This window comes from Arsukibacterium indicum (assembly GCF_019100565.1).
In the GTDB taxonomy this organism is placed as follows: domain Bacteria; phylum Pseudomonadota; class Gammaproteobacteria; order Enterobacterales; family Alteromonadaceae; genus Alishewanella; species Alishewanella indicum.
The window spans coordinates 128,692-150,278 of the sequence record NZ_JAHRID010000001.1 but is presented as its reverse complement, the minus strand read 5'-3'; the positions used below and the strand labels follow the sequence as shown (position 1 = coordinate 150,278).

Sequence of the window (21,587 nt, the reverse complement as noted above, 5' to 3'; positions counted from 1 at the left end):
ATAAAGTGGTATCTGATTGTAATTGTTAAAAAAACTGCCCGTTTAGCTTTGTTTTATATCAATGATTTTACCCTTTCAGCTCTCTACACTAGGCGCAGTTAACTGTTAATCCTGTGGAGAATGTTATGGCTGGTTCTGCTTTAGCAACGCCAAGCGGTGGTGGGTTAAACCTGCTTAATTTCGCTGAACAAAAAATAAAAATGCTGCATCTGACCTGGTTTGCTTTCTTTTTAACCTTTGTGATGTGGTTCGCCCATGCGCCTTTGCTGATTCATATTAAAGAAGCATTGGCGCTAACTGATGCCCAGATTAAAGCGCTGCTGATTTTAAACGTAGCCATTACCATCCCGGCGCGGATAGTAGTGGGTATGCTGGTCGACCGCTACGGCCCACGCATTATGTACTCCTTGTTGTTGTTTATCTCGGCGCTGCTGTGTATTGGTTTTGCTTTTGCCCAAACTTACGATGCACTGGCGCTGTTTCGCTTTTTACTGGGCTTTGTTGGTGCCGGCTTTGTCGTGGGTATTCGTTTGGTAGGCGAGTGGTTTCCGCACCACCAGGTGGGTACCGCCGAGGGTATTTATGGTGGCTGGGGTAACTTTGGTTCTGCCGCAGCTGCAATGACCCTGCCGTTGCTGGCCGTGGCCTATGGTGGCCCTGACGGCTGGCGTTACGCGATTGGCACCGTCGGGGTAATAAGTGCGGTATATGCACTGGTGTTTTATAAATATGCCCGCAATACCCCTAAGGGCTCGATGTATTTTAAACCGAAAAAAACCGGCGCTATGGTGGTATCAAGCTGGGGGGCCATGTGGGGTCTTATTCTGATGAATATTCCTATGCATCTGGCATTGGGAATGCTGGCCTGGCGCTTATCACCGGCCGGGGTAGACCTGTTCTCTACCAATATGATGTACGTTTTGTGGGGCGTGCTGCTGCTATTGTTTATACTGCAAACCCAGCAAACCTGGCGGATTAACGTCGAACATTTACGTGCCGGTGTGCCGGAGGCCGATAAATACAGCTTTAAACAGGTGGGTATTTTAAATATTGCCTATTTTGCAACTTTTGGCTCAGAGCTGGCAGTGGTATCGATGCTACCGTTGTATTTTCTGGAAACCTTTGAAGGGATCAGTGCAGTTAAAGCCGGCATGCTGGCGTCGGGTTTTGCCTTTATGAACCTGGTATCGCGGCCGATGGGCGGTTGGTTCTCTGATAAATTTGGCCGGCGCAAAAGTATGCTGATTTTAATTGGCGGCCTGGCAGCCGGTTACTTTCTGATGGGGCTGATGGACAGCCACTGGTGGATCCCGCTGGCGGTTCTGGCAACCATGGCATGTAGCTTCTTTGTGCAAGCAGGAGAGGGCGCAGTATTTGCCATAGTACCATTAATTAAACGCAGTATGACTGGCCAGATCGCCGGTATGGCTGGCGCTTATGGTAATGTTGGTGCTGTGGTGTATTTAACGGTGCTTAGCTATGTCAGCTACAGCATGTTTTTCTATGTTATTGCCGCATCTGCTTTAGTGGGCCTGGTTGCGGTAATGTTTTTAGATGACCCTAAAGGCCATATTACCGAAGTGGGTGAAGATGGTACTGTGCACCGGATTAATGTCGGTTAGGGTTAATAGTCTGGTAAAAAGGATAAACAGGTGAGCGGATCTGAACTGCAACTTCGTTACAGTAGTGTCTGTGAGGCCGGAATTAAACCGGCTAATGAAGATGCGGTGGCAGTGAATCTGCCCGATGACGCCCACCTGTTAACCTATAAAGGGGCCTGTTTTACTCTGGCTGATGGCGTAAGTACCGCTGAAGCCGGCCAGCAAGCCAGTGAACGGGCGGTAAGCCGCTTTTGCCGCGAATACAGCCAGACGCCCGATAGCTGGTCAGTGGCATACAGCGCCAGCCAGCTGCTGGCCACCATCAATAACGAATTGTATGAGCTAAGCCATCAGTTTGTGCATAATCAGAAAGGTTACCTGACCACTTTTACCGCGCTGATTATAAAGTCACAGACTGCGCATTTTTTTCATATTGGCGATAGTCGCTTGTACCATTGGCGCAATGGCGTGCTGCAGCAGTTAAGCCATGATCATACCACTGTGCTATCTGAGCAACGCCAGTTCCTCGGTCGGGCCCTTGGCATGGATGCGCGGGTTGAGCTGCAACAGGGCAGTATCAGCCTGCTGCCAGGCGACAAATTTCTGCTGTGCTCGGATGGTATTTCCGATTTTATTAATGCTGAAGGGTTGCAGTGCCAGCTCACTGCTGCGACTGATCTGCAACTAACGGCCGAGCAGCTAAAGCAGCAGGCATTAACGCAGGGCAGCGATGATAATATCAGCCTGATTTTGCTGGAGGTCATGGCTTTACCCGAACAAAGCCTGGATGATTTAAATCAACACCTTACCCGGCTGCCCTTTCCGCCGGCGCTTAGCCCCGGCATGAAGCTGGATGGTTATAAAGTACTTAGTGAGCTGTTTGCCAGTAGCCGCAGCCACTTGTATTTAGTTGAAGATGAGAGCGCTGCTGTTGAAAGCACTGCCCGGCAACTGGTGCTGAAATGCCCGTCGCTTAATTACGACGATGATGCTCTGTATATTGACCGTTTTATCCGCGAAGAATGGATCGGCCTGCGGATTGAATCTGACTACGTAGTAAAGGTGGTGCGCCAACACCGGCCGCGGACCTTTTTATACTACCTGATGGAGTATTTGCCGGGCCAAAGCCTGGAGCAATGGTTTGAGCGCCAACCGAAACCGTTAAAACCGGCATTAGCGATTAAGCTGGTAAAACAAATTGCCGAAGGGTTAAAGGCTTTCCACCGGATGGGTGCCATTCATCAGGATTTAAAACCCGGTAATATTATTTACCTGGAAGATGGCAGCTTGAAAATTGTCGATTTTGGCTCGGTCTATGTCGCAGGCCTGGCTGAAATATACAGCCCGCTGCAACACGAAGCCGCGCTTGGCACAGCAGCCTATTCCGATCCCCATTATTTGCTGGGGCATAACTCAGGGGTGCAGGGCGATATTTATGCACTGGCTACCATCAGCTATGAGCTATTCAGTGGTGGCCATTTACCCTACGGGAATGCAGTGGAGGAGTGTCGTACAGCGGCCGATTACGACAAACTGCGCTATCGCCCCAGCCATCAGTTTAATCCGGTTATTCCAACCTGGTTTGACCGGGCGCTGCAAAAAGGCGTAAGTTTAGACTTATCCCAGCGCTATCAAAGCATTAACCAGCTGCTGACTGATTTACAGCAACCGAACCCCGCGTTTTTGCACGAGGAAATTAAGCAAGAACACAAAACCAATCCGTTATTGTTCTGGCAATTGTTATCTGGTTTCTGGTTTATTACCTTGCTGCTGGTAGTGTGGTTGTTTTTGCTTAGGCGTTAACTTGCTTTTTTGAAGCTGTGGCGCTATAACGTTCAGATTGTGTGAAAGTCCGACGGCCAGTGCCGTCGGGCTTTTCTTTTTTCCTAAGGTTGTCATTTTCAGGAGTGTTTAATGAGTTCAAAACCAACCATTACTGTTTCCGCTGTCGATATGGATAGGATAGAAGCACTAATTGAAAAAATGTCTCGGATGACGCCAGAGCTTGAAACGTTGGAGAGTGAGCTGGATCGCGCAACTATCGTAGAGCCGGCAAATATGCCAGCAGATGTAGTTAGTATGAATTCTACGGTGCGCTTTAAATTTTCCGGCGACAGTAAGGTGTTTGAGAAAACGCTGGTATATCCGCAAGATGCTACAAGTGAACATCAGATATCAATTTTCGCTCCTGTGGGAAGTGCATTATTGGGGCTGTCTGTTGGCCAGTCATTGGAGTGGCCAATGCCAAATGGTCAGAGCCGCACAGTAGAGATTCTCGAGGTGGTATATCAACCAGAGCGAGCCGGAGAGTATCAACGTTAAGTTACATATAGTGCCGAAGCGAATGACTGCGGCACTATGTTGCCCCAATATTATGTTTTTGGCCGAAATGGCGTGATCACATCTTCATTGCACTGCAAAAAGGGCCCATCCATTAAATCAATGCAATAGGGTACGGCCGGAAACACCGCATCTAAACACTGGCGTATGGCTTTGGGTTTGCCTGGCAGATTAATAATCAGGCAGCTGCCGCGCAGGCCGGCAGTTTGACGCGACAATATGGCGGTTGGCACATACTTTAAGGATTCAGTGCGCATCAGCTCACCGAAGCCGGGCATCATCCGATCACACACTGCTTCGGTAGCTTCTGGCGTGACATCACGTTTGGAGGGACCTGTACCACCAGTAGTGACAATTAAACAGCAACCCTGTTCATCAGCCAGTTTACGAAGAATATGCTCAATTAAAGGCTGCTCGTCCGGGATCAGACGGTACTCTGCCTGCCAGTCGCTACTTAAATAGTCTGTTAAAGTATCGATAATTGCCTTACCGGATAAATCCTCGTAAACGCCGGCACTTGCCCGGTCGCTTACTGTAACTATGCCAATTTTGGCGATTTGGTTGGTCATTACACATCCTGTATTTAACTGAGGTTGCTGCGGCGAGCACAAGGTGTGTAGCAACCGTTGGGTTATAAATGAGTTTTTAGCCCGTCGCCATGCCGGCCAGTTGCAGCCAGTAGCCATTACTGTCGCTGGCGCTAAGTGGTTGTGGCGCTGTGCCGTCCAGGTTAGCTTTAAATTTGGCCAGCCAGTCAAAGGTGCCGGTTTGTTGTGGGCTTAACCGTACTATATCCACGGTGTTGTGCATAGTGCTTAGCTGGTTTACCAGGTTGTAGCGATAACCTGATTGCGTCTGAATACCGTTTAACACAAATACCTGGGTGCCGTCCTGACTACTGACTTCTCTGCCTGCAGGGTATTTTATGCAGCATAGTTCACACTGATCTTTGCTGCGATTCTCTGAGCGGGCGGTAAAGCAGCGGCCACTCCAGGCCAGCGGCAAATGGCCCAGCGCAAATACCTCAGTGCTAAAACAGTCACGGATGTCACTAATAATGCTCTGGTTTAACACATCGCTTAACCACTGGCCGGACAATTCCACCGGCATTACCCAACGGCTTAAGCCCATACTAACCAGCCGGCGTAGGGTATGCTGGTTGTAGCAGTTAATGGCAGCGCCGGCGACAAACGGCAGGCTTTGCTCTTGCAGCATGCTTATGGCGCCAACATCATTGGCTTCCACTAAAAACTCGCCGTTGTCGACATATTTGCGCAGCTCCCTTAGCTCACCCGGCGCTTCGTATAAGGTCATTGACGATAAAACTACTTGTTTACCGGCCTCGCGCAGCATTAGTGCCAACGCCAGGTAATCTTCATATTTTAGCTCACGCCGTTTGCTGCAGACGGTTTCGCCTAGGTAAACAATATCAAAGTCGCTGTCAGCCACCTCGCGGTAAAACTGCAGCATTTGTGCTTTGGGCCAGAAGTACAGTACCGGGCCTAATGAGAATTGCATGGTATTATTTCCACTTTCGATGATAAGCACCCAGGGTGGTTTGGCTGCCTTCCGACAAGCCAGCGAGTACCTGTTGCCATTGGGGTTGCACCTTAAAATGATCCGGCGCGCTTTGTACCGCATCAATGGCGGCACGCCACACTTTGGTAATTTGTGCCACATAGGCCGGGCTGCGCTGGCGGCCTTCTATTTTCAATGACTTAATACCTTCAGCGTAAATTTGTGGTAGTAAATCCAGGGTGTTCAGGCTGGTTGGCTCTTCCAGGGCATGGTAAGTATCATCGCCCACGCTAAAGCGGCCCTTGCACAGGGTGGGGTAACCGGCTGTTTCATTCGGGGCAAAGCGGTCAATTAAAATACCGTTTAAGCGCGACTCCAGGGTACCGTCGTTATCCTGCCAGTTAACAAATGCCGCCGGTGAGCAGGCACCTGCGGTGTTGGGCGACTGGCCAGTCATGTAAGAGCTTAAATAGCAGCGGCCTTCGGCCATAATGCACAGGCTGCCAAAAGCAAACACTTCCAGATCAATATCACTGCTTTTGGCAATGGCGCGCACTTGTTGCATTGACAGTACCCGCGGAAGTACCACCCGGCTTATGCCAAACTGGCGGTAAAAATTAATCGCCGCCACATTAGTGGCCGATGCCTGCACTGATAAATGCCGCTCCAGCTTGGGGTAGCGCTCGGCGGCATAAGCCAGCACGGCAATATCGGCCAGGATCAGCACATCGGCCCCGGCGTGGGCCGCCATATCAACCGCCTGCTGCCAACGCTGATAATTGTCCGGATGAGCAAAAGTATTAATTGCCACATGTAATTTTTTGCCATGCTGATGGACAAAGCGCGCGGCTTCTTTCAGCCTGGCCTCGTCAAAATTCAGCCCGGCAAAATGACGGGCGTTGGTATCATCTTTTAAACCGATGTACACGGCGTCGGCGCCATGTTCGATGGCCGCCTTTAACGCCGGCATACTGCCAGCAGGGCAGAGCAGCTCCATTTCCAGCCTCTTTAAAGTATTAGTCACTTCAGCTACCTCCGACAGGGCATAGCGAAGGGCTCCGTAATGTGGTTTTATTATAGGGCAATAACGGACCATAGGGCTTTTATATGTTTGATATTAAAAGAGTTAACCACAAGGTGGTAGCGGCGCTACCATCAATGTTACGCACTGTTACCCGCTGTGCGCCAAAGCGGATGCAAAGCGGCATGTTACAGTTGGCATTAAACCGGTTTTTCCAGTCTGAGCTAAGTCGCGGCGAGCTGAGCTTTATGCAGCATAAGACAGTAGTGATTAGCGTTGCCGATATCGCGTTGGAATTTGGTATTTGCCTTGATGGTAATAAGCTGCAGGTCCAGCTGATGCCCGCGCAGCAAGACCTGCTGTTAAAAGCTGAACTGGCCGATTTTATTGCCATGATCAGCAATACCAGCGATCCGGATACGTTATTTTTTCGCCGCAGATTACAGATGTTAGGTGATACTGAGCTGGGCTTGTACTGCAAAAACCTGCTGGACAGCATTGGACCTGAGCGTTTGCCGCCACTGGTGCCGGGCTTGCTGCACTGGTTAGCGCAGCAGCAAACCGTGCTAAAACCTGTTAAGCCTGCGATAGATCAAGCTTAGATTTTTCATTCGCTTTTATACTGGCCACCAGTGAGCGGGCTGCAATAGCAGCACAATAGAAGAGGTAGTAATGCAAAGTATCAAATGGGACCCGAAGTTAATCAGCAAATACAATATTAACGGCCCGCGTTACACCTCTTACCCGACTGCGCTGGCACTTAGTAGTAACTTTGATCCGGCGCAAATTCAGGCCGCGATTCAACAAAGCCCAAGCGATCTTAGCCTGTATTTGCATATCCCGTTTTGCCATAAGCTTTGTTATTACTGCGGCTGCAATAAAGTGATCACCCGTCACCAGCATAAGGCCGATACTTACCTCGATGCTTTAGCGCAGGAAGTGGCGTTGTATGCACCCTTGTTACAGAGCAAACAGATTAATCAGCTGCATTTAGGCGGCGGTACCCCCACCTTTTTAACTGAAGTTCAGCTAAGCCGGTTAATGGCTTTGCTGCACGACAACTTTACTATTAATAGTGATGCTGAAATCAGTATAGAAATAGACCCGCGCAGCTGCAGTGATGAAAAATTACGGCACTTGCGCACCCTGGGGTTTAACCGGGTGAGTTATGGGGTGCAGGATTTAGACGAAAAAGTACAAATTGCGATTAACCGGGTGCAGGATACCGATTTAATCCGCCACCAGGTGCAGCTAAGCCGGGAGCTCGGTTTCAGCTCGATTAATCTGGATTTAATCTACGGCCTGCCATTTCAGCAGCCGGCCAGCTTTGCTGAGACGGTCGATGAAATTATCCGGCTTAATCCGCACCGTATTTCACTGTTCAGCTATGCCCATATTCCCGAGCGTTTTGCCGCCCAACGTAAAATAGACAACAGCAGCCTGCCGGATGCGCCATTAAAGCTGGAACTGATGCAGTTGGCGATTGAACGTTTTGTCGCAGCAGGTTATCAGTTTATTGGCATGGACCACTTTGCCAGACCAGACGATGCCTTAGCCAAAGCGCAGCAGGCCGGTAAGCTGCAGCGTAATTTTCAGGGCTATACCACAGCGGGGCAGGATGCGCTGATTGGCCTTGGGGTATCCAGTATCAGCCAGGTTAGTGGCGTACTGTGGCAAAACAGCAAAGAATTGCCGGCCTATTATGCGGCTATCAGTGAAGACCAACTTCCGACCGAGCGGGGCTTCAGCTTAAATGCCGATGATAAAGTACGAGCAGCGCTGATTAGCCAGTTAATCTGCCACTTTGAATTAGACATAGAGGTATTTAGCCAGCAATGGCAGCTAGACGGCTTCTGGCACTATTTTGCCGAGGCGCTAGAACGGTTGCAGCCCTTTATGGAAGACGGCCTGGTAGAGGTATACGCCGGTCGGATCAAAGTGGCTGACAGCGGTAGATTGTGGGTACGCAGCATCTGCGCCTGCTTTGATGCCTACCTGACCCAGGGCCAGCAGCGCTACTCAAAGGTAGTGTAATTCCGCTGGCGCTTTGCTCAAATTGGGCGCAAATATGCGGCCCCACATCCTCTGTTTCTCCTGTATTTGCTGCCAGCTCCAATATTAGCAGTACCTGTAGGTCATAGTAAGTTTAGAATAAGCAATAGTTTATGAAGTGAAATATTTGGATAATAACTTGATTATCTTCAAGTATTACAGCTTTAATGATTGTTTTACGGCGTGGTATCGCAGATAAAAAATACTGCTGTCGTATTTCTGGCGTATAAATGGCTAATATTTGTCGTCAATATTTTTAGCATTTTGAACCAAGATAGGTTCTCCACCTAACCTAAAGCGAAAGAAAGATTTATCAATGAAAATCAATGCAGCGTTAGTACTTGAAGAACGATTGCGTAGGGCGTGGTCTCAGGAGCATCTTGCGCAGGTATCTGGGTTGAGTCAGAGAACAATCCAGAGAGTAGAAAAAGAGGCGACAGGTTCACTCGAAACAAAGAAAGCACTTGCTGCGACTTTTGAAGTTGATGTAGTTGATCTTGATTGCGAGGAGTTACCTATTATGAAAAAATTTGAATATAAAACGGTAGAAGTGCCATTTAAAACCAGCTTGTTTAAGTCTGATACACCTGACATCGAGAGTTTATTGAATGCAGAAGGCGATGTCGGTTGGCGGTTACGTCAAGTTGTGTTGCCAGCGTCAGGTTTTGGTGAATCTGGCTCTATGGTTGTTATTTTAGAGCGTGAAAAAGTCTCTTAGTTTACGTTGAAATTTCCTTCACTACTAAACTGGACAGGGCGCAATAATGCGCCCTGACAATAAATTGCCCGGCATTATTCCAGGTGAAATCAATATAAAGCGACTAGCTCACCGGCTTTATTAAAAGTCAGAAAATCGGCAATCATGCCGCCCTGAATTTTCTCGGTCATCATTTTCAGCGGTTGGCTGGCTTCATCGCTGTTGGGAGCAAAGCTGCCTCTGCCGGCAATGGCCGAGACAAAAGCGATATCCCAGTCGACCCCGGTTTTTGCTGACTCTGCTACCAGAGTACTGAATTCTGCGACTTCTTCTGGCAGTTTATCTACGCATAGTACTGGAGCTAACGCGCCGCCCTGGCCTTGTTCAAAGTTATTTTTCTGAGTGTCGGTAAAGCCATTGGGTAATTCCGCTTTGGCAAACACAAACAACAAACGTTGCGGTTCATCCTGGAGGTCTGCAGCGCGGATTAAGTCGGTATAAGATTCAATATTCATGTTGTAAGCCTGCAAATAATTTGCACCAGTGTAGCAAAGCCACCTTAGTGATTATAGCGGCTCTGGTGGGGTAGCTGACTAACTACTATGGGGTAGGCACCGGGTTCAAAATGGTCTGACAGGGGAAGCATATTAGCTACCCCCAATGATACAACTAGAATGCTTGGCGCTTTGTTGTTATTAGCAGATACTGCTGAGAATATTTAAACTGACTAACGTGGGGTAACCATGCAAGTATTTATAACGCTGGCACTTACATTAACTATTTTAACAGCTGCTCCGTTGCTATTAGCTGCAGATACTTCGCATAAGCATCATGGCCATATAGCCGAATTGCATTTAAACGACGGTGAAAAATGGTCGACAGATCAACCTCTGCGTGAGGCAATGTTAGTGTTACGCACTCAGCTGACAGAGCGGCTGGACCGTATCCACAATAATAAGCTGGCAGCAGAGGGATATATACACTTCTCTGGGGTGGTTGAGCAACAGATTAATTTCATTGTTAAGAATTGCAAGTTGGCACCCGAAGCTGATGCGCAGTTTCATCTCATTTTGGCCCGGCTGATTAATGCTTCATCACAGATGAAAGACCCTGAGCTTAAGGTACAGCGACAGGGCGCTATTGAAGTGTTACAAGCATTGCAGCAATATCCGGTATTTTTCCAGGATGAGTTATTTTTACCCATTGCCCACTAAGTGTCAGATGTTACTGGCGCGAAGTACTATTAGTCTGATAGCTGTCTAGTCTGATAATTGGCTGTTAAACAACCCCGCTATAACATCAGATTGGGTAACGATACCGTGCAAAACACCATCAGTATCCACTATCGGAATATGATGAAGCCCCTTATCCGACATTAAAGGCACTAACGTTGTTAAATGGGCTTCAGGTGCAGCAGTCACAAGCTTGGTGGTCATTCTGTCTTTAACTTGCAGCTGTTGCTGTTTACGATAGTGCTGTTGAACCAACAGGCGGTTAAGCCCTTTTAACGTGGCAGCATAACTTGGTACCTGAACGTGCTTAAGAATATCTACAGTGGAAATAATACCTTGTAACTGGCGAGCAGCATTTACCACCGGTAAACTGCCAATTTTATGTTTGCGCAACAGCTGCCAGGCCAGAAAGAGGGGTGTATCGGCGCTTACGGTGATTAAATCTTTCGACATAATGTCGCTGCAACGAATATCGCGACTGGTGCGCTGATAAGCGTTCAACTTAGCCCGCTGATAAAGCCTTTCTAAATCCTGCTCACTAATATCCACTACCGTATCAAAGCTGTTTAATGCACTAAGCAAATCTTCCGGTTGTAAACCAAGCCGCTTAAGGGGCGATTGATCATGATGTAAATGTATCGGATCAAATTTCTGTACTGGTACTTGCATACCGCGTTTCAGCCAGAACTTTTGTAATAACATCGCCACTGCCAGCATGACCAATACATTTAGCGCCACTGGGTAAAGTAAAAAATCATAACCGAGCACCGTGTCGACTGAGGCAATTACCGGTACCAGCGCCGTGGCGCCCCCCGGAGGGTGCATACACTCAAAAATATACATAAAAAACAAAACGCAGCCGATAGTTACTGCTGCCATCAAAGCCAGATCAGTAAACAGGTGCGAGCAGATAAGGCCGACAGCAGCTGAGATAAGATGGCCAGCGGCAAATGACCAGGGCCTTGCCAGTGGGCTGTTCGGTAAGCCAAATAATAATACAGACGACGCGCCCATCGAAGCCAGCAGCACTATGGTGCTGGCCGGATCAGCCAGTTGCAGGCTGATAAAGGTGACAATAAACAGTGCAATAAAGGCCGCTAAAGCTACTTTTAACCGCTCGGTTAGTGGAATAGCTGACAGCCGCTGGCTGTCGCGTTTAATCAGGCCGAGTTGCGCCAGCACCACACTTAGCAGGTTTTTAGCTTTAGTTGGCAAGGGTAAATCCGATAACTGCACCAAAGGGGGGCAAGTATAAGCAGTTCATGCCAGAATTGGTATCCCTCAACAGGGTTGCTGATAAACAGTAATGCAGATCAATATTCAGTTCTGGCGCTCTTTTCAAGCCTAATACCAAGCCGTTTGGCCTGCCTTGCCAGGTTAGCGCGGTCAACTTGCAGTAATCGCGCAGCCACAGTCCAGCTGTCCTGGCTAACCTGCAAGGCAGATAAAATAAGCTGGCGCTGAAAATCTTCGGTAGCTGTTTTTAAACTTTCAATTTTAGCAGAGGGTATTTTAGCTGCAGGCAGCGAAGACACGTCGCCCGAGGTTTGCAGCTCGAGGTGAGCGACATCAATGGTAATAATATCGCTATGCGCTGTCGTCTGGCTGGCTTTTAACGCTGCCCGGCTTAAGACATGCTCCAGTTCCCGCACATTGCCTGGCCAGTTGTATTGTAATAAGTGGGCCTGAGCGTTTTGACTGAGCGTGAGCTGACGCAGTCTGAGTTTACGGGAGGTGCGTTCCAGAAAAAATCCGGCCAGTAATAATACGTCTGAACCCCGGTCTTTAAGTAAGGGGACCTGGATAGGATAGACGGCGAGTCGATGATATAAATCTGCCCGAAACCTGCCCGCGGCAACCTCTGCAGTCAGATCCCGGTTAGTGGCCGCGATAATACGCACGTCAACAGAGCTAACATGGTCCCGGCCTACCGGCTGAATTTCGCCACTTTGTAATGCTCGCAACAGGGTACTTTGCACGCTAAATGGTAGTTCGCCCACTTCATCCAAAAACAGAGTTCCGCCATCGGCTAACTGAAACTTGCCGGGCCTATCCCGTTCAGCACCGGTAAATGCGCCCCTGGAGTGACCAAATAGCTCACTTTCTGCCAGAGTTTCCGGTAGTGAAGCACAGTTGATATAGACCAGTGGCTGAGTGTGCCGCGTTGATTGCTGATGTATCGTACGCACCACTAATTCTTTACCAACCCCGGTTGGCCCCTCGATAAGAACGCTATAGTCAGAACCGGCTACCAACTGAATTTCATTTTTTAATGTCTGCATGACCTGGCTTTGGCCAATTAGCTCACCCCCGTCACGGGTAAGCGCCTGATGCGTCAGCTCCTGCAGTACATGCTGCCGTTGCCGGGCATGGTGCTCCAGGTTTTTAAGTTGTAAGGCAGTTTTTAATGTTGCTGCGGCCAGTGCACTGATCAATTGCAAACTACGTTCTGGAATAGTGGAAAAAATATTTGGGGTAAGACTGTCCAGCGTTAAAACGCCGATTAATGACTGGTCAGAATAAAGTGGCAGGCCCATGCAGGCATGCACCGGTAAATGGCCACTTTTTGCCAACAATAAGCCGTCATAAGGATCAGGTAAGGCTGAATCTTCACTAAATCGAAGCGGTACTGTGCTCTGGCAAATAGCGGCAAGTCTGGGATGTTCTTTTAACGCAAACCTCCTGCCTAGCGCATCTGGAGCCAGGCCCTGTGCTGCCAGAGGTTTAAGGGTTTCACCTTGCAAGCTTAAAATAACGACCGCATCACAAGTTATGGCTTTTCGGACAGAACTAAGCAAACGATCAAACCGGTGCTGACTGGTCAGACTGTTAGCTAAGTCCAGCGCGACTTCCAGTAGTAAAGTGGCGTTAATATCTGACATATCTACCCTAAAATTCAACAGCGACTAGCCATTGTGTCATAAAAACCAATTGGAGTCATAAAGACTTGATAATGAGTCAAAATGACTCTAATTGAGGTTGGGAGTTTTCCTAAACGTCTGTTATATATGCTTATTATTAATGGTATGCAGCTTGCAATTCTTATCCTTGTAATAGTAATGCTGAGTGTCAGGCTCGGAACCTATCGCATTATATGGCTGGAGGAGTTATGTATAAATCTGATTGCGCAACAAAAGCTGTTACCCGGAAGCCCTGGCTAAAACGGGCGAACCTGGTACTGTTGTTATCCTTTTTGGCGTTGCTGTTCACAATAGTTGTTTGCTATCCGCTGGCCGATATGGTGCCATTCAAGCTGCAACTGGCGGGGCATATCAGCATGATCCTGAGTGCAACTTTAGTAAAATTATCTTACATCGGTCGTTGTATCGTCCAGCATGAATTACAGCAGCGGGTAGGCTAAACCTGGTTTTAGCGTCTGTTGTTTCTCTAGGATTAACTCATAAAAAAACACCACGATTTTGTCGTGGTGTTTTTTATTGTTGTTAATTTAAATTAACTGGGTAATTGCACCGGCTGTTGGGCGGCGTTGCTGTCAAACACACCTTTAACCACCTGCCAGCTTACTGCCAGGGCGCCGATGATAAAGATCACATCACCAATGGTCCGTACCCAGCGTAGCGTTTGCAGTATATCGCTTTGCATAAAGGCTTCACTGCGGGCATACCATAAGCCTTCGGTGGCGCTGGCGTAAAACTGAATAAAGCCAATCGGTAGCAGGCTGGTAAACAGCATCAGCAATAAGCCGCCATTCATCCACCAGAATGCCGTTTTCATCAGCTTTTCATCAAATACCAGCTGCGGCCGGATATAACGCAGGATCAGCAGGCAGAACCCCAGTGCCAGGAAGCCATAAACCCCAAACAGTGCCGCATGGGCATGGGTAGGAGTGGTGTTTAAGCCTTGCAGGTAATAGAGCGCTATGGGCGGGTTGATCATAAAGCCAAACACCCCGGCACCAAGCATATTCCAGAACGCGACGGCAACGAAAAACATCAGTGGCCATTTTATATCTGCCATCCACGGCGCTTTGTTTTTCAAACGCCAGTTTTCCCAGGCTTCATAACCCAGCACAACCAGTGGCACGACTTCAAGCGCACTAAAAGTCGCGCCAACAGCCATTACCGGGGTGGTGGTGCCAGAGAAATACAGATGGTGGAAAGTACCGGGTATGCCGCCCAGCATAAATAACGATGCTGAGGCTAAACTGGCTGTGGTGGCGACATTGCGTGACACCAGTCCCATACTATGAAAGATAAACGCCAGCGATACGGTAGCGAATACTTCAAAGAAACCTTCTACCCACAAGTGGACCACCCACCAACGCCAGTACTCCATTACTGATAAATGCGTGCGCTCGCCGTAGAACAAGCCAGCACCGTAAAACAAGCCAACGCAGATAACTGATGCAGCAAATAGCGCCAGTAAGTTTTTATCGCCCGGAGCTTTAAAGGCCGGTATCACCGCCCGCAGCATCAGAACCAGCCAGAACAGTACGCCGACATATTTAATGATCTGCCAGAAACGGCCTATATCAATGTATTCATAGCCCTGATGGCCAAACCAGAAGCTTAAATGCTCAGGCATAATTTGCATAATGGCAAAGTAATTACCGGCAAAGGAACCGGCGACTAATACCACTAAGGCCCAAAACAAAATATCTACGCCCAGTTTCTGATACTTTGGATCTTTACCACCGTTGATAATTGGTGCCAAAAACAACCCAGCGGCTAAAAAGCCGGTCGCTATCCAGAACATCGCTGCCTGAATGTGCCAGGTGCGGGCCAGGCTGTATGGCAACCACTCAGTAGTGTTAAGGCCATAAAAGCCGTCGCCTTCTACCGTATAGTGCGCGGTAAAGCCGCCTAAAAACACCTGCAGGGTAAACAAGGCAACCACCACCAGAATATATTTACCCAGCGATTTTTGCGACGGCGTAAGTTTAAGCCGGGCGATAGGGTCAAGCTGAGGGGCTTCTGGTTCTTCCTCATCATGCTTACGCAAAAACGACCAGCCCCAAATTAATGCCCCAACCCCGGCAATCAGCAAAATAATACTGACCAGTGACCAAATCAGATTTTCAGCGGTAGGACGGTTGTCAATTAACGGCTCATGCGGCCAGTTATTGGTATAGGTTGCACTGTCTGGTGTGCGTTCGGTGCTGGCTGCCCACGCGGTCCAGAAGAAAAATTGGGTCATTTCCTGACGCCTGCTCAACGACGGCAGGGTATTGTTTTTCATTGCATAGTTTTCACGGGTCTGACTGAGCGAAATGTCATCTCCGAACAGGGCAATATAATGCTCGGCCGTTTGCTTGATAGCCTGCACCCTGCGGTCACCAAGTTGCAGCGTATCAGTGGCTTTATCATAGCTGTTAGTGCGGTAGGTTTGCTTTAACGCGAATTGCAGCGCATTTTGTTGAGCTGGGTTAAGTTCAGTATAACTCAGGCCATACTCATCCTGGGCAGCGAGTTCCAGCCAGGCCATCAGTTCCCGATGTAACCAGTCCGCAGTCCAATCAGGCGCCTGATAAGCGCCATGCCCCCAAATCGAACCAAGCTGCATACCACCAACTGACTGCCAGGCAGTCTGGCCATTTAAAATGGTCTCATTAGTCATCAGCACTTGCCCTTGCTGATCAACTATTTTATCCGGGATAGGCGGTGCCGAGCGGTATACCTCAGCGCCAAAATAGCCCAGTACCGAGAAAGTTATCGCTAAGATGCCGATTAACAGCCACCAGAGTTTACGATATCCGGCCATATAGCCCCCTTAAAACATTGTTTTTGCGCCTAATTCTCATACTTCACTCCTGTTTTTTTTATCGGCAGGGCGTCACCTGCCTGTGTCGCCATTACAAGAATCAAGCCAAGGATTAACTTATTGTTTTTATTGTATTTAATATTTTTTAGATGTACGGCAAGGTAGTTTCAACCTGAGTGGAGGTGGGTACAATTAACTCCCTGGGTGAAAATGACCCAGTGGCTTAGCTTGTAAGGTGCTTTCTACCACTTTAGCGATATAGGCAAGTCGGGCCGCATGTTTTAAGGTAGCGCGCAAACGCAGTAGTGAGGCAATGCAGATGGAATACTATGTACTTTTAAAACACTTACATATGCTGTGCGCTTATTTAAGTGCAACCTTGTTTATTGGCAGGTTGCTGCTGGATATGGCTGGTAAGCCAAATTGGCGCCAAAGCCCGCTGCGGCGGCTGCCCCATATTAATGACACTCTGTTACTATCGTTAGCTTTTACGCTATTAGCGATAGGGCCGTGGCAGCCTTTTTCGCACCAATGGCTGGGTTTTAAAATTCTGTTGCTGCTGGGCTATATCATGTTTGGTTTTGCTGCTTTAAAGCAAAGTCTGGCCGTGCCAACCCGCACAATATGTGCGGTGTTGGCCCTGGCTCAACTTGCTGGAATTTTTTATCTGGCGCGGTTTAAACCGGTATTGTTCGTTCTTTCATAGTGCCGCAGGCTGTGCTCCTGGCGGCGGCCGCTACTGAACGCAGATACCCGCTTTAAATAACCGATAACCCGGGTACCATAATCGATATCCTTGCTGCCGCAAGCCGGGCATGCGCACAGGGTGCGCTTGTCGATGCTTTCGCACTGGTTGCAGATGGTAATTTTGACGTTGACACAAAAGTAATTGCAACCGGTGCGGGCGGCGATATTTAATAGCTGCAAGTAGCCGGTCTGGTCGAGCTTTTCCTCCAGGTTTAGATGTAATGCCGAACCACCATCCAAATAATCCAGTAACTCACGGCCGTGCAGCTGGAATTTATCCAGGGTATTGCTTTGCTCATCTTCTACCACGTAAAAATAGGAGTTGTAGCAATCACGCGGCACCAGATAGCCATCTTCCCGGTCCCATTTAGCATTCTTAACGCCCAGGTTTTCTGCTGGCACAAACTCAGTATTAAACATATAGCCATATTCAGCTTTAGCCACTTTATTGGCATCAAAAATAATTTTTAGCTGCTGTTGCACAAAACTGATGTAGGCCGGGTTATTACTGGCAGTTAACCCCTGCGATTCTGCCGCTTCTACCATGCCATTAATGCCGATTGTTAAAAACTGCTTATCCAGGCTTATAAAACCTGCATCGTATACTGTTAGCAAACCGGCATCTTTATACTGCTCCATTAATTTACGATAGGCGACCTGATACTTATGAATTTTACTGATCTCAGTGGCTAAATCCCGGCCATCCTGCACCAGCCGGTTCATATTAATGGTTATAACGTTAATAGAACCCGTGGCAACACCGCCGGCACCTAAGGAGTAAGAGAAGGTATTGTCACTGATTTCACTACGTAGCCGGCAGCAACTGGCCAGTGAGTCGGCGTTTTCTGACTGATAAATAAAGAAAGCGTTACCGGCAGCCATTTCCCGGGCGATATCGTTAGCAAAGGCTTTATCTTTACACTGGCCATTATCGGTTAGCATGGCAACGGTCACTACCGGAAAGGTCAGTACCGTTTTTTCTCTTTCTTTATTAAACCACTGCAAAAAGAACTGCTGCAGGGCAGATACTGACTGCCACTCTGGTTTAACAAAATCCGGAAACACAAAGCTGCCAAACATGCTGTCGAAGTAGTGCTGATCGTAAATTGAGATATTCCAGAACACGCTTTGATAGCCGCGCGCCGCCGCTGGCTGATTTAGCGCATACACCACATGCTGAAGATGATTAGCAATTTGCTTAGGGTGGGTTTGTAAGTAGTTATCACCATAGTCTTTACGCGCAAAGTAATCAAAGTAAGTTAAAAACTCTACCGTTGCTACGGCACCGGCAAACTGGCTTGACACCGCAAATACAAAGTTAACAAAGCAGCCGCAAAACGATTCTAAATGCTTAGGCGCTTGCGACTCGCCACCCAATTTGGTTAAGCCATCCCGTAAAAACGGATACATGGTTACCGACACACAGTAGGGTTTTAAGCTGGTTTCATCATGCACGTATATTTCGTGGTCGGTTATCTGGCGCAGGTATTCCGCAGCCAGTTCAGCGCCAAACAATTCGCTGATTTTATTGCTGATCAGTGCCCGGTTAACCTGAATAAACTGATCTTTCATCAGTTCGGCTTCAAGGGTGGCAATGTTTTTCTGGGTGACGTTGGCATTAGCATCCAGTTTAGAGCCATCAGCGGCATTATTGGCATGCAGATAATTATCGATAAAGCTTAATTTTTGTTGGAGTTGGTTAAAGTTTAATGCTTGCATAGTAAATCCCTCTGCAGTTTATTTTTGGATAAAAAGGTGGTTCAGGCATTGGCCTGTGCGTAAATCGGTAAAAATCTGGTTGGTGGTTGGGCTGTTAAGACCACCAAGCTCCTGCAGCCAACGGCCGGTTTTCAGGTAAGTCAGTTGTTGCTTTAAATCAGGACTAACATCATCCAGGCCGGTGTAAAGGCAGGTATGCAGACCAGCAGCCCGGGCCAGTGTTAACAGTACCAGCAAATGTTGGGGCTGCCATTCGCCGCCTAAAAACAGTACACAGCTAATTAAGCCTTGATAGCTCTGCAGGCGGTGGCTTAAGTACTCGGGTGTTAGCAGGCAGCCGATATCGGCGCGCCAGGTGTAGCTGCTGTGGCAGCCTTTACAGCCAAGTGGGCAGCCAGCAATAGTAAATGCCAGCGATACCTCTCCCGGCACTTCCTGAAAGACGATTTGTTCAGCAGTGAATCTCAACATATTTCCTCTATGTAGTGTTTTTATTATTGATTGGCACTATATATTGTGTTTTAGCTTAGTCTTCCCAGCGGCGTGAAACTTGATCCAGATCAAGTTTTTATAATGCTGCCAGGGGCCGTATTGCGCCAGGGCGCAGCATTATTGGTTTTATTACCCCATTGGGAGTAATGCCCCAAATATGCTGTGAAATAGACGGGCGGGCATAAAAAAACCGCCCATTCCAAGGTGGAAGGGCGGCAGAGGTACCAACGCTGCGTAACGCTGCTTTGGGGCAGGGCAGGGTTGGCTGTGGAGCTGGGAAACGTAATCGCTACGGCTGAGCTCAATAATCGGCTGCTTAGGGCAGTGTATCTATGGTTGGTAACTGAGCATAAGCCAGATTTTACTGGTATCAACTGCCAGGGTATCAGCGCTGTAATAAGCCACTTTTAGCAAGCCTGACAATTGTTTGTTAAGCGCATAACTGGCACTGGCATTCCATTCATCACCATATTTGCTGCTACCAACATCGCTATCAAAGCGGTGGTAGGCCAGGGCAAGCGCAACATTATTTAATTTACCGCTTGCTTGTAGCCAATTATCGCGCAGACCGGTATCAGGAGTGTTTAAAAACATATCGGCAAAGCCCGAAAAGGCATGCAGGGTGGCTAGCGGGGTTTGAAAAGCACTCCGGCCATCGCCGGCTAACCGTTCTTGTCCGGCCTGCAGGGTAACGCTGTCCAGCGCCCAGCTTACGCTCGCACGGTGATAGTGGTGGCTAAAGGTTAGCGGTGCATTATGCGCATCGTCTTGCCTGGCCAAAGCTAAGTGCCAGCTAAGTTTCGGTCCGGTTGTCAGCTTGCCCTGATAATCGACGCCAACGGTGCGGCTGCTGCGTGCGGCCCAGTTAGCAAAGTCAAAATCGTAAGCAAAAGCAGCCAGCTGATGCGCCGGATTGACTTGCCATTGCAGCAGCGCGGTATTAAAGCTACCGTGCTGATCGGCCGCAGCACCTTTGGGGCCAAAAATCCGGTTTACGTTAAAAAAATGACTAATATCCAGGCTCAGACTATCGCTGATGCGCTGCTGCAGGCGATAACCATCGAGTGTTTGCTCATTCTGGCGCCAGCCAACTCCCCCTATAAAACGTTGATTTAGCTGATTTACCAACTGACGACCTGCGCTAAGCGTTGTGCCGTTTTCGTTTTGATAGCGCAGCAGTGCCTGATTAATATCAGTGCCTTTAGGGTCGGACACCACGCTATAGGCCGGTTTACCGTTTACGGTGCTGTTGTAATTATCGTTGCCCAGCACACTAACATTGTCCAGCTGCAGTAAAGCGCTAAAACCAGCCACTTTAGCGCTAGCTACTGTTAAGCGGCTGCGCAGAGTAGAGGCGAAAGCGTCTTCTAAGGAGTTGTCCTGATCGACATATTCCAGGCGGTAGCGAAAATGCGCCGACACGCTACTTTGCTTTATGGCAGTACTGAGTTCTTCGCTGAGACTGGCGTAGACGGGTGTTGGTGTTATGGTAACAGACAAGGCTAACACAATGGCAAAAGGTAGAGCAGAAACAGACGTTTTCATGATGAGGTTCCTGGCTGGATTTGACCCGGAGATCTTATGCCTAACCTGGAATTTTTGTAATTATTTTAAAGAGTTACCTACTTGAGGGTAATGGGGCCCCCTCTTGAAAGTATGGGCCCCTACAAACGATTATTGCATTAACGGCGAGCCCGACAGTTTAAAGTCGTACCCCGCTATTTCAGCTTCCACAATTAAGGTATGAATGTACTGCGCTACTGCTTTGCGTCGCACTTTTTCGTTCAGGTATTCGGCTATTTTTTGCTGTACCGCACTAAAGGGCAGTAAATTGCCCGGTACTTTGCGGGCAACAAATACCACATGAAAACCATAGCGGCTTTCAATACCCTGTGGTAACAGGCCAGGCTCAGCGCTGAACAGTTGTCGTTCAAACTCGGGCACCGTCTGGCCGCGACTGATCTGGCCAAGGCTGCCGCCGGTTTCTTTCGACGGACAGGCCGAATACTGCCTGGCCAGTTCAGCTAGCTTAGCACCTTGTTGTAACTGGCTAATCAGCTGCTCTGCCAGTGTCTTGGCTTCCACCCGCGCTTTGTCATCGTCCGGCGCTGCCGCAAGCAGGATGTGGCTTACTTCCAGCAGGGGTGAGCTGGCAAACCGGTTTGAGTTCAACCGATAGTATTGCTCACATTCCTGCTGGCTGGCAGTTGGGATCTCGACTTCTTGCGCCAGCAATTTCTCTAAAAAATCATCCTGGCTGGTGGCAGCGCCATCGTTATCAATATCAAGCCCCAGTGTTTTAGCGCGCTGGCGTAGCAGTTCAGCAATAATCAACGCTTCGGCTGACTTTAACATCGCCTCACGCTGCGACGGCGCAGGGTGGTATTGCATTTCAGCCAGAATATCTTTTTCCGGGATCTGCGTCTGGTTAACCTGGATCATCAAAA

The 21,587-nt window shown here is 48.5% G+C and carries 20 protein-coding genes; 9 read left to right on the top strand and 11 right to left on the bottom strand.

Going from position 1 to position 21,587, the window contains the following annotated elements; genetic code table 11:
* The first annotated feature begins 125 nt into the window (after window positions 1-125).
* From KQY15_RS00660 to rnk, 3 genes are all read left to right on the top strand, one after another.
* Complete coding sequence (locus KQY15_RS00660) at window positions 126-1,622, top strand: NarK family nitrate/nitrite MFS transporter (protein WP_217666467.1); 1,497 nt, start codon at window positions 126-128, stop codon at window positions 1,620-1,622.
* 30 nt (window positions 1,623-1,652) lie between these two features.
* Window positions 1,653-3,404 (top strand): bifunctional protein-serine/threonine kinase/phosphatase, encoded by a 1,752-nt coding sequence (locus tag KQY15_RS00655; RefSeq protein ID WP_217666466.1) that lies wholly within the window; start codon window positions 1,653-1,655, stop codon window positions 3,402-3,404.
* Window positions 3,405-3,515: 111 nt separating this feature from the next.
* Window positions 3,516-3,923, top strand: coding sequence for a nucleoside diphosphate kinase regulator (gene rnk, locus KQY15_RS00650; protein WP_217666465.1), 408 nt, complete (start codon window positions 3,516-3,518; stop codon window positions 3,921-3,923).
* Window positions 3,924-3,973: 50 nt separating this feature from the next.
* Here rnk and mog read toward each other — a convergent pair whose 3' ends face one another.
* The 3 genes from mog to ubiU form a co-directional block, all read right to left on the bottom strand.
* Window positions 3,974-4,510, bottom strand: coding sequence for a molybdopterin adenylyltransferase (gene mog, locus KQY15_RS00645; protein ID WP_217666464.1), 537 nt, complete (start codon window positions 4,508-4,510; stop codon window positions 3,974-3,976).
* Between the two features lie 76 nt (window positions 4,511-4,586).
* Window positions 4,587-5,459, bottom strand: a complete 873-nt coding sequence (locus KQY15_RS00640) for a U32 family peptidase (RefSeq protein ID WP_217666463.1) — start codon at window positions 5,457-5,459, stop codon at window positions 4,587-4,589.
* Window positions 5,460-5,463: 4 nt separating this feature from the next.
* A complete protein-coding gene (gene ubiU, locus KQY15_RS00635) occupies window positions 5,464-6,456 on the bottom strand; it encodes a ubiquinone anaerobic biosynthesis protein UbiU (RefSeq protein WP_217667614.1) in 993 nt (330 codons plus the stop codon).
* A 110-nt stretch (window positions 6,457-6,566) separates the two neighbouring features.
* On the opposite strand from ubiU, the gene ubiT reads away from it, so the two are divergent.
* From ubiT to KQY15_RS00620, 3 genes are all read left to right on the top strand, one after another.
* Window positions 6,567-7,082: a ubiquinone anaerobic biosynthesis accessory factor UbiT gene (ubiT, locus tag KQY15_RS00630; RefSeq protein WP_217666462.1), complete on the top strand. Its 516-nt coding sequence runs from the start codon at window positions 6,567-6,569 to the stop codon at window positions 7,080-7,082.
* Between the two features lie 70 nt (window positions 7,083-7,152).
* Window positions 7,153-8,514, top strand: coding sequence for an oxygen-independent coproporphyrinogen III oxidase (hemN, locus tag KQY15_RS00625; RefSeq protein ID WP_217666461.1), 1,362 nt, complete (start codon window positions 7,153-7,155; stop codon window positions 8,512-8,514).
* Window positions 8,515-8,848: 334 nt separating this feature from the next.
* On the top strand, window positions 8,849-9,250 hold the full coding sequence (locus KQY15_RS00620; RefSeq protein ID WP_217666460.1) for a DUF4177 domain-containing protein: 402 nt from the start codon (window positions 8,849-8,851) through the stop codon (window positions 9,248-9,250).
* A gap of 89 nt (window positions 9,251-9,339) precedes the next feature.
* Here the strand turns inward: KQY15_RS00620 and KQY15_RS00615 are convergent, their stop codons facing one another.
* Window positions 9,340-9,744 carry a ribonucleotide reductase subunit alpha gene (locus KQY15_RS00615; protein ID WP_217666459.1) on the bottom strand — a complete coding sequence of 135 codons (405 nt, stop codon included), beginning with the start codon at window positions 9,742-9,744 and terminating at the stop codon, window positions 9,340-9,342.
* 228 nt (window positions 9,745-9,972) lie between these two features.
* Here KQY15_RS00615 and KQY15_RS00610 point away from each other — a divergent pair, with 228 nt between their 5' ends.
* Window positions 9,973-10,443 carry a hypothetical protein gene (locus KQY15_RS00610; RefSeq protein WP_217666458.1) on the top strand — a complete coding sequence of 157 codons (471 nt, stop codon included), beginning with the start codon at window positions 9,973-9,975 and terminating at the stop codon, window positions 10,441-10,443.
* Window positions 10,444-10,488: 45 nt separating this feature from the next.
* On the opposite strand, the gene KQY15_RS00605 is transcribed toward KQY15_RS00610, so the two are convergent.
* Together KQY15_RS00605 and norR are read right to left on the bottom strand one after the other, a co-directional pair.
* On the bottom strand, window positions 10,489-11,676 hold the full coding sequence (locus KQY15_RS00605; RefSeq protein ID WP_254795378.1) for an HPP family protein: 1,188 nt from the start codon (window positions 11,674-11,676) through the stop codon (window positions 10,489-10,491).
* Window positions 11,677-11,774: 98 nt separating this feature from the next.
* Window positions 11,775-13,343, bottom strand: coding sequence for a nitric oxide reductase transcriptional regulator NorR (gene norR, locus KQY15_RS00600; RefSeq protein ID WP_217666456.1), 1,569 nt, complete (start codon window positions 13,341-13,343; stop codon window positions 11,775-11,777).
* A 227-nt stretch (window positions 13,344-13,570) separates the two neighbouring features.
* Here norR and KQY15_RS00595 point away from each other — a divergent pair, with 227 nt between their 5' ends.
* A complete protein-coding gene (locus KQY15_RS00595) occupies window positions 13,571-13,822 on the top strand; it encodes a hypothetical protein (protein WP_217666455.1) in 252 nt (83 codons plus the stop codon).
* 92 nt (window positions 13,823-13,914) lie between these two features.
* Here the strand turns inward: KQY15_RS00595 and KQY15_RS00590 are convergent, their stop codons facing one another.
* On the bottom strand, window positions 13,915-16,182 hold the full coding sequence (locus tag KQY15_RS00590) for a nitric-oxide reductase large subunit (protein WP_217666454.1): 2,268 nt from the start codon (window positions 16,180-16,182) through the stop codon (window positions 13,915-13,917).
* A 319-nt stretch (window positions 16,183-16,501) separates the two neighbouring features.
* Here KQY15_RS00590 and KQY15_RS00585 point away from each other — a divergent pair, with 319 nt between their 5' ends.
* Window positions 16,502-16,888 carry a SirB2 family protein gene (locus KQY15_RS00585; RefSeq protein WP_217666453.1) on the top strand — a complete coding sequence of 129 codons (387 nt, stop codon included), beginning with the start codon at window positions 16,502-16,504 and terminating at the stop codon, window positions 16,886-16,888.
* Here the strand turns inward: KQY15_RS00585 and nrdD are convergent.
* The 4 genes from nrdD to KQY15_RS00565 form a co-directional block, all read right to left on the bottom strand.
* The gene (gene nrdD, locus KQY15_RS00580; protein WP_217666452.1) at window positions 16,846-18,648 is read right to left on the bottom strand and encodes an anaerobic ribonucleoside-triphosphate reductase; all 1,803 of its coding nucleotides are present in this window, start codon (window positions 18,646-18,648) and stop codon (window positions 16,846-16,848) included. The two genes, KQY15_RS00585 and nrdD, sit on opposite strands and share 43 nt — an antisense overlap.
* A gap of 18 nt (window positions 18,649-18,666) precedes the next feature.
* The gene (nrdG, locus tag KQY15_RS00575) at window positions 18,667-19,119 is read right to left on the bottom strand and encodes an anaerobic ribonucleoside-triphosphate reductase activating protein (protein ID WP_217666451.1); all 453 of its coding nucleotides are present in this window, start codon (window positions 19,117-19,119) and stop codon (window positions 18,667-18,669) included.
* A gap of 351 nt (window positions 19,120-19,470) precedes the next feature.
* Window positions 19,471-20,685 carry a hypothetical protein gene (locus tag KQY15_RS00570; protein WP_217666450.1) on the bottom strand — a complete coding sequence of 405 codons (1,215 nt, stop codon included), beginning with the start codon at window positions 20,683-20,685 and terminating at the stop codon, window positions 19,471-19,473.
* A gap of 129 nt (window positions 20,686-20,814) precedes the next feature.
* Window positions 20,815-21,582: a peptidylprolyl isomerase gene (locus KQY15_RS00565; protein ID WP_217666449.1), complete on the bottom strand. Its 768-nt coding sequence runs from the start codon at window positions 21,580-21,582 to the stop codon at window positions 20,815-20,817.
* Window positions 21,583-21,587 lie beyond the last annotated feature (5 nt).

Coding starts and splice junctions, on each gene's coding strand:
- KQY15_RS00660 (WP_217666467.1), top strand. CDS start 126: ATGGCTGGTTCTGCTTTAGCAACGCCAAGCGGTGGTGGGTTAAACCTG.
- rnk (WP_217666465.1), top strand. CDS start 3,516: ATGAGTTCAAAACCAACCATTACTGTTTCCGCTGTCGATATGGATAGG.
- mog (WP_217666464.1), bottom strand. CDS start 4,510: ATGACCAACCAAATCGCCAAAATTGGCATAGTTACAGTAAGCGACCGG.
- KQY15_RS00640 (WP_217666463.1), bottom strand. CDS start 5,459: ATGCAATTCTCATTAGGCCCGGTACTGTACTTCTGGCCCAAAGCACAA.
- ubiU (WP_217667614.1), bottom strand. CDS start 6,456: ATGGAGCTGCTCTGCCCTGCTGGCAGTATGCCGGCGTTAAAGGCGGCC.
- ubiT (WP_217666462.1), top strand. CDS start 6,567: ATGTTTGATATTAAAAGAGTTAACCACAAGGTGGTAGCGGCGCTACCA.
- hemN (WP_217666461.1), top strand. CDS start 7,153: ATGCAAAGTATCAAATGGGACCCGAAGTTAATCAGCAAATACAATATT.
- KQY15_RS00620 (WP_217666460.1), top strand. CDS start 8,849: ATGAAAATCAATGCAGCGTTAGTACTTGAAGAACGATTGCGTAGGGCG.
- KQY15_RS00615 (WP_217666459.1), bottom strand. CDS start 9,744: ATGAATATTGAATCTTATACCGACTTAATCCGCGCTGCAGACCTCCAG.
- KQY15_RS00610 (WP_217666458.1), top strand. CDS start 9,973: ATGCAAGTATTTATAACGCTGGCACTTACATTAACTATTTTAACAGCT.
- norR (WP_217666456.1), bottom strand. CDS start 13,343: ATGTCAGATATTAACGCCACTTTACTACTGGAAGTCGCGCTGGACTTA.
- KQY15_RS00595 (WP_217666455.1), top strand. CDS start 13,571: ATGTATAAATCTGATTGCGCAACAAAAGCTGTTACCCGGAAGCCCTGG.
- KQY15_RS00590 (WP_217666454.1), bottom strand. CDS start 16,182: ATGGCCGGATATCGTAAACTCTGGTGGCTGTTAATCGGCATCTTAGCG.
- KQY15_RS00585 (WP_217666453.1), top strand. CDS start 16,502: ATGGAATACTATGTACTTTTAAAACACTTACATATGCTGTGCGCTTAT.
- nrdD (WP_217666452.1), bottom strand. CDS start 18,648: ATGCAAGCATTAAACTTTAACCAACTCCAACAAAAATTAAGCTTTATC.
- nrdG (WP_217666451.1), bottom strand. CDS start 19,119: ATGTTGAGATTCACTGCTGAACAAATCGTCTTTCAGGAAGTGCCGGGA.
- KQY15_RS00570 (WP_217666450.1), bottom strand. CDS start 20,685: ATGAAAACGTCTGTTTCTGCTCTACCTTTTGCCATTGTGTTAGCCTTG.
- KQY15_RS00565 (WP_217666449.1), bottom strand. CDS start 21,582: ATGATCCAGGTTAACCAGACGCAGATCCCGGAAAAAGATATTCTGGCT.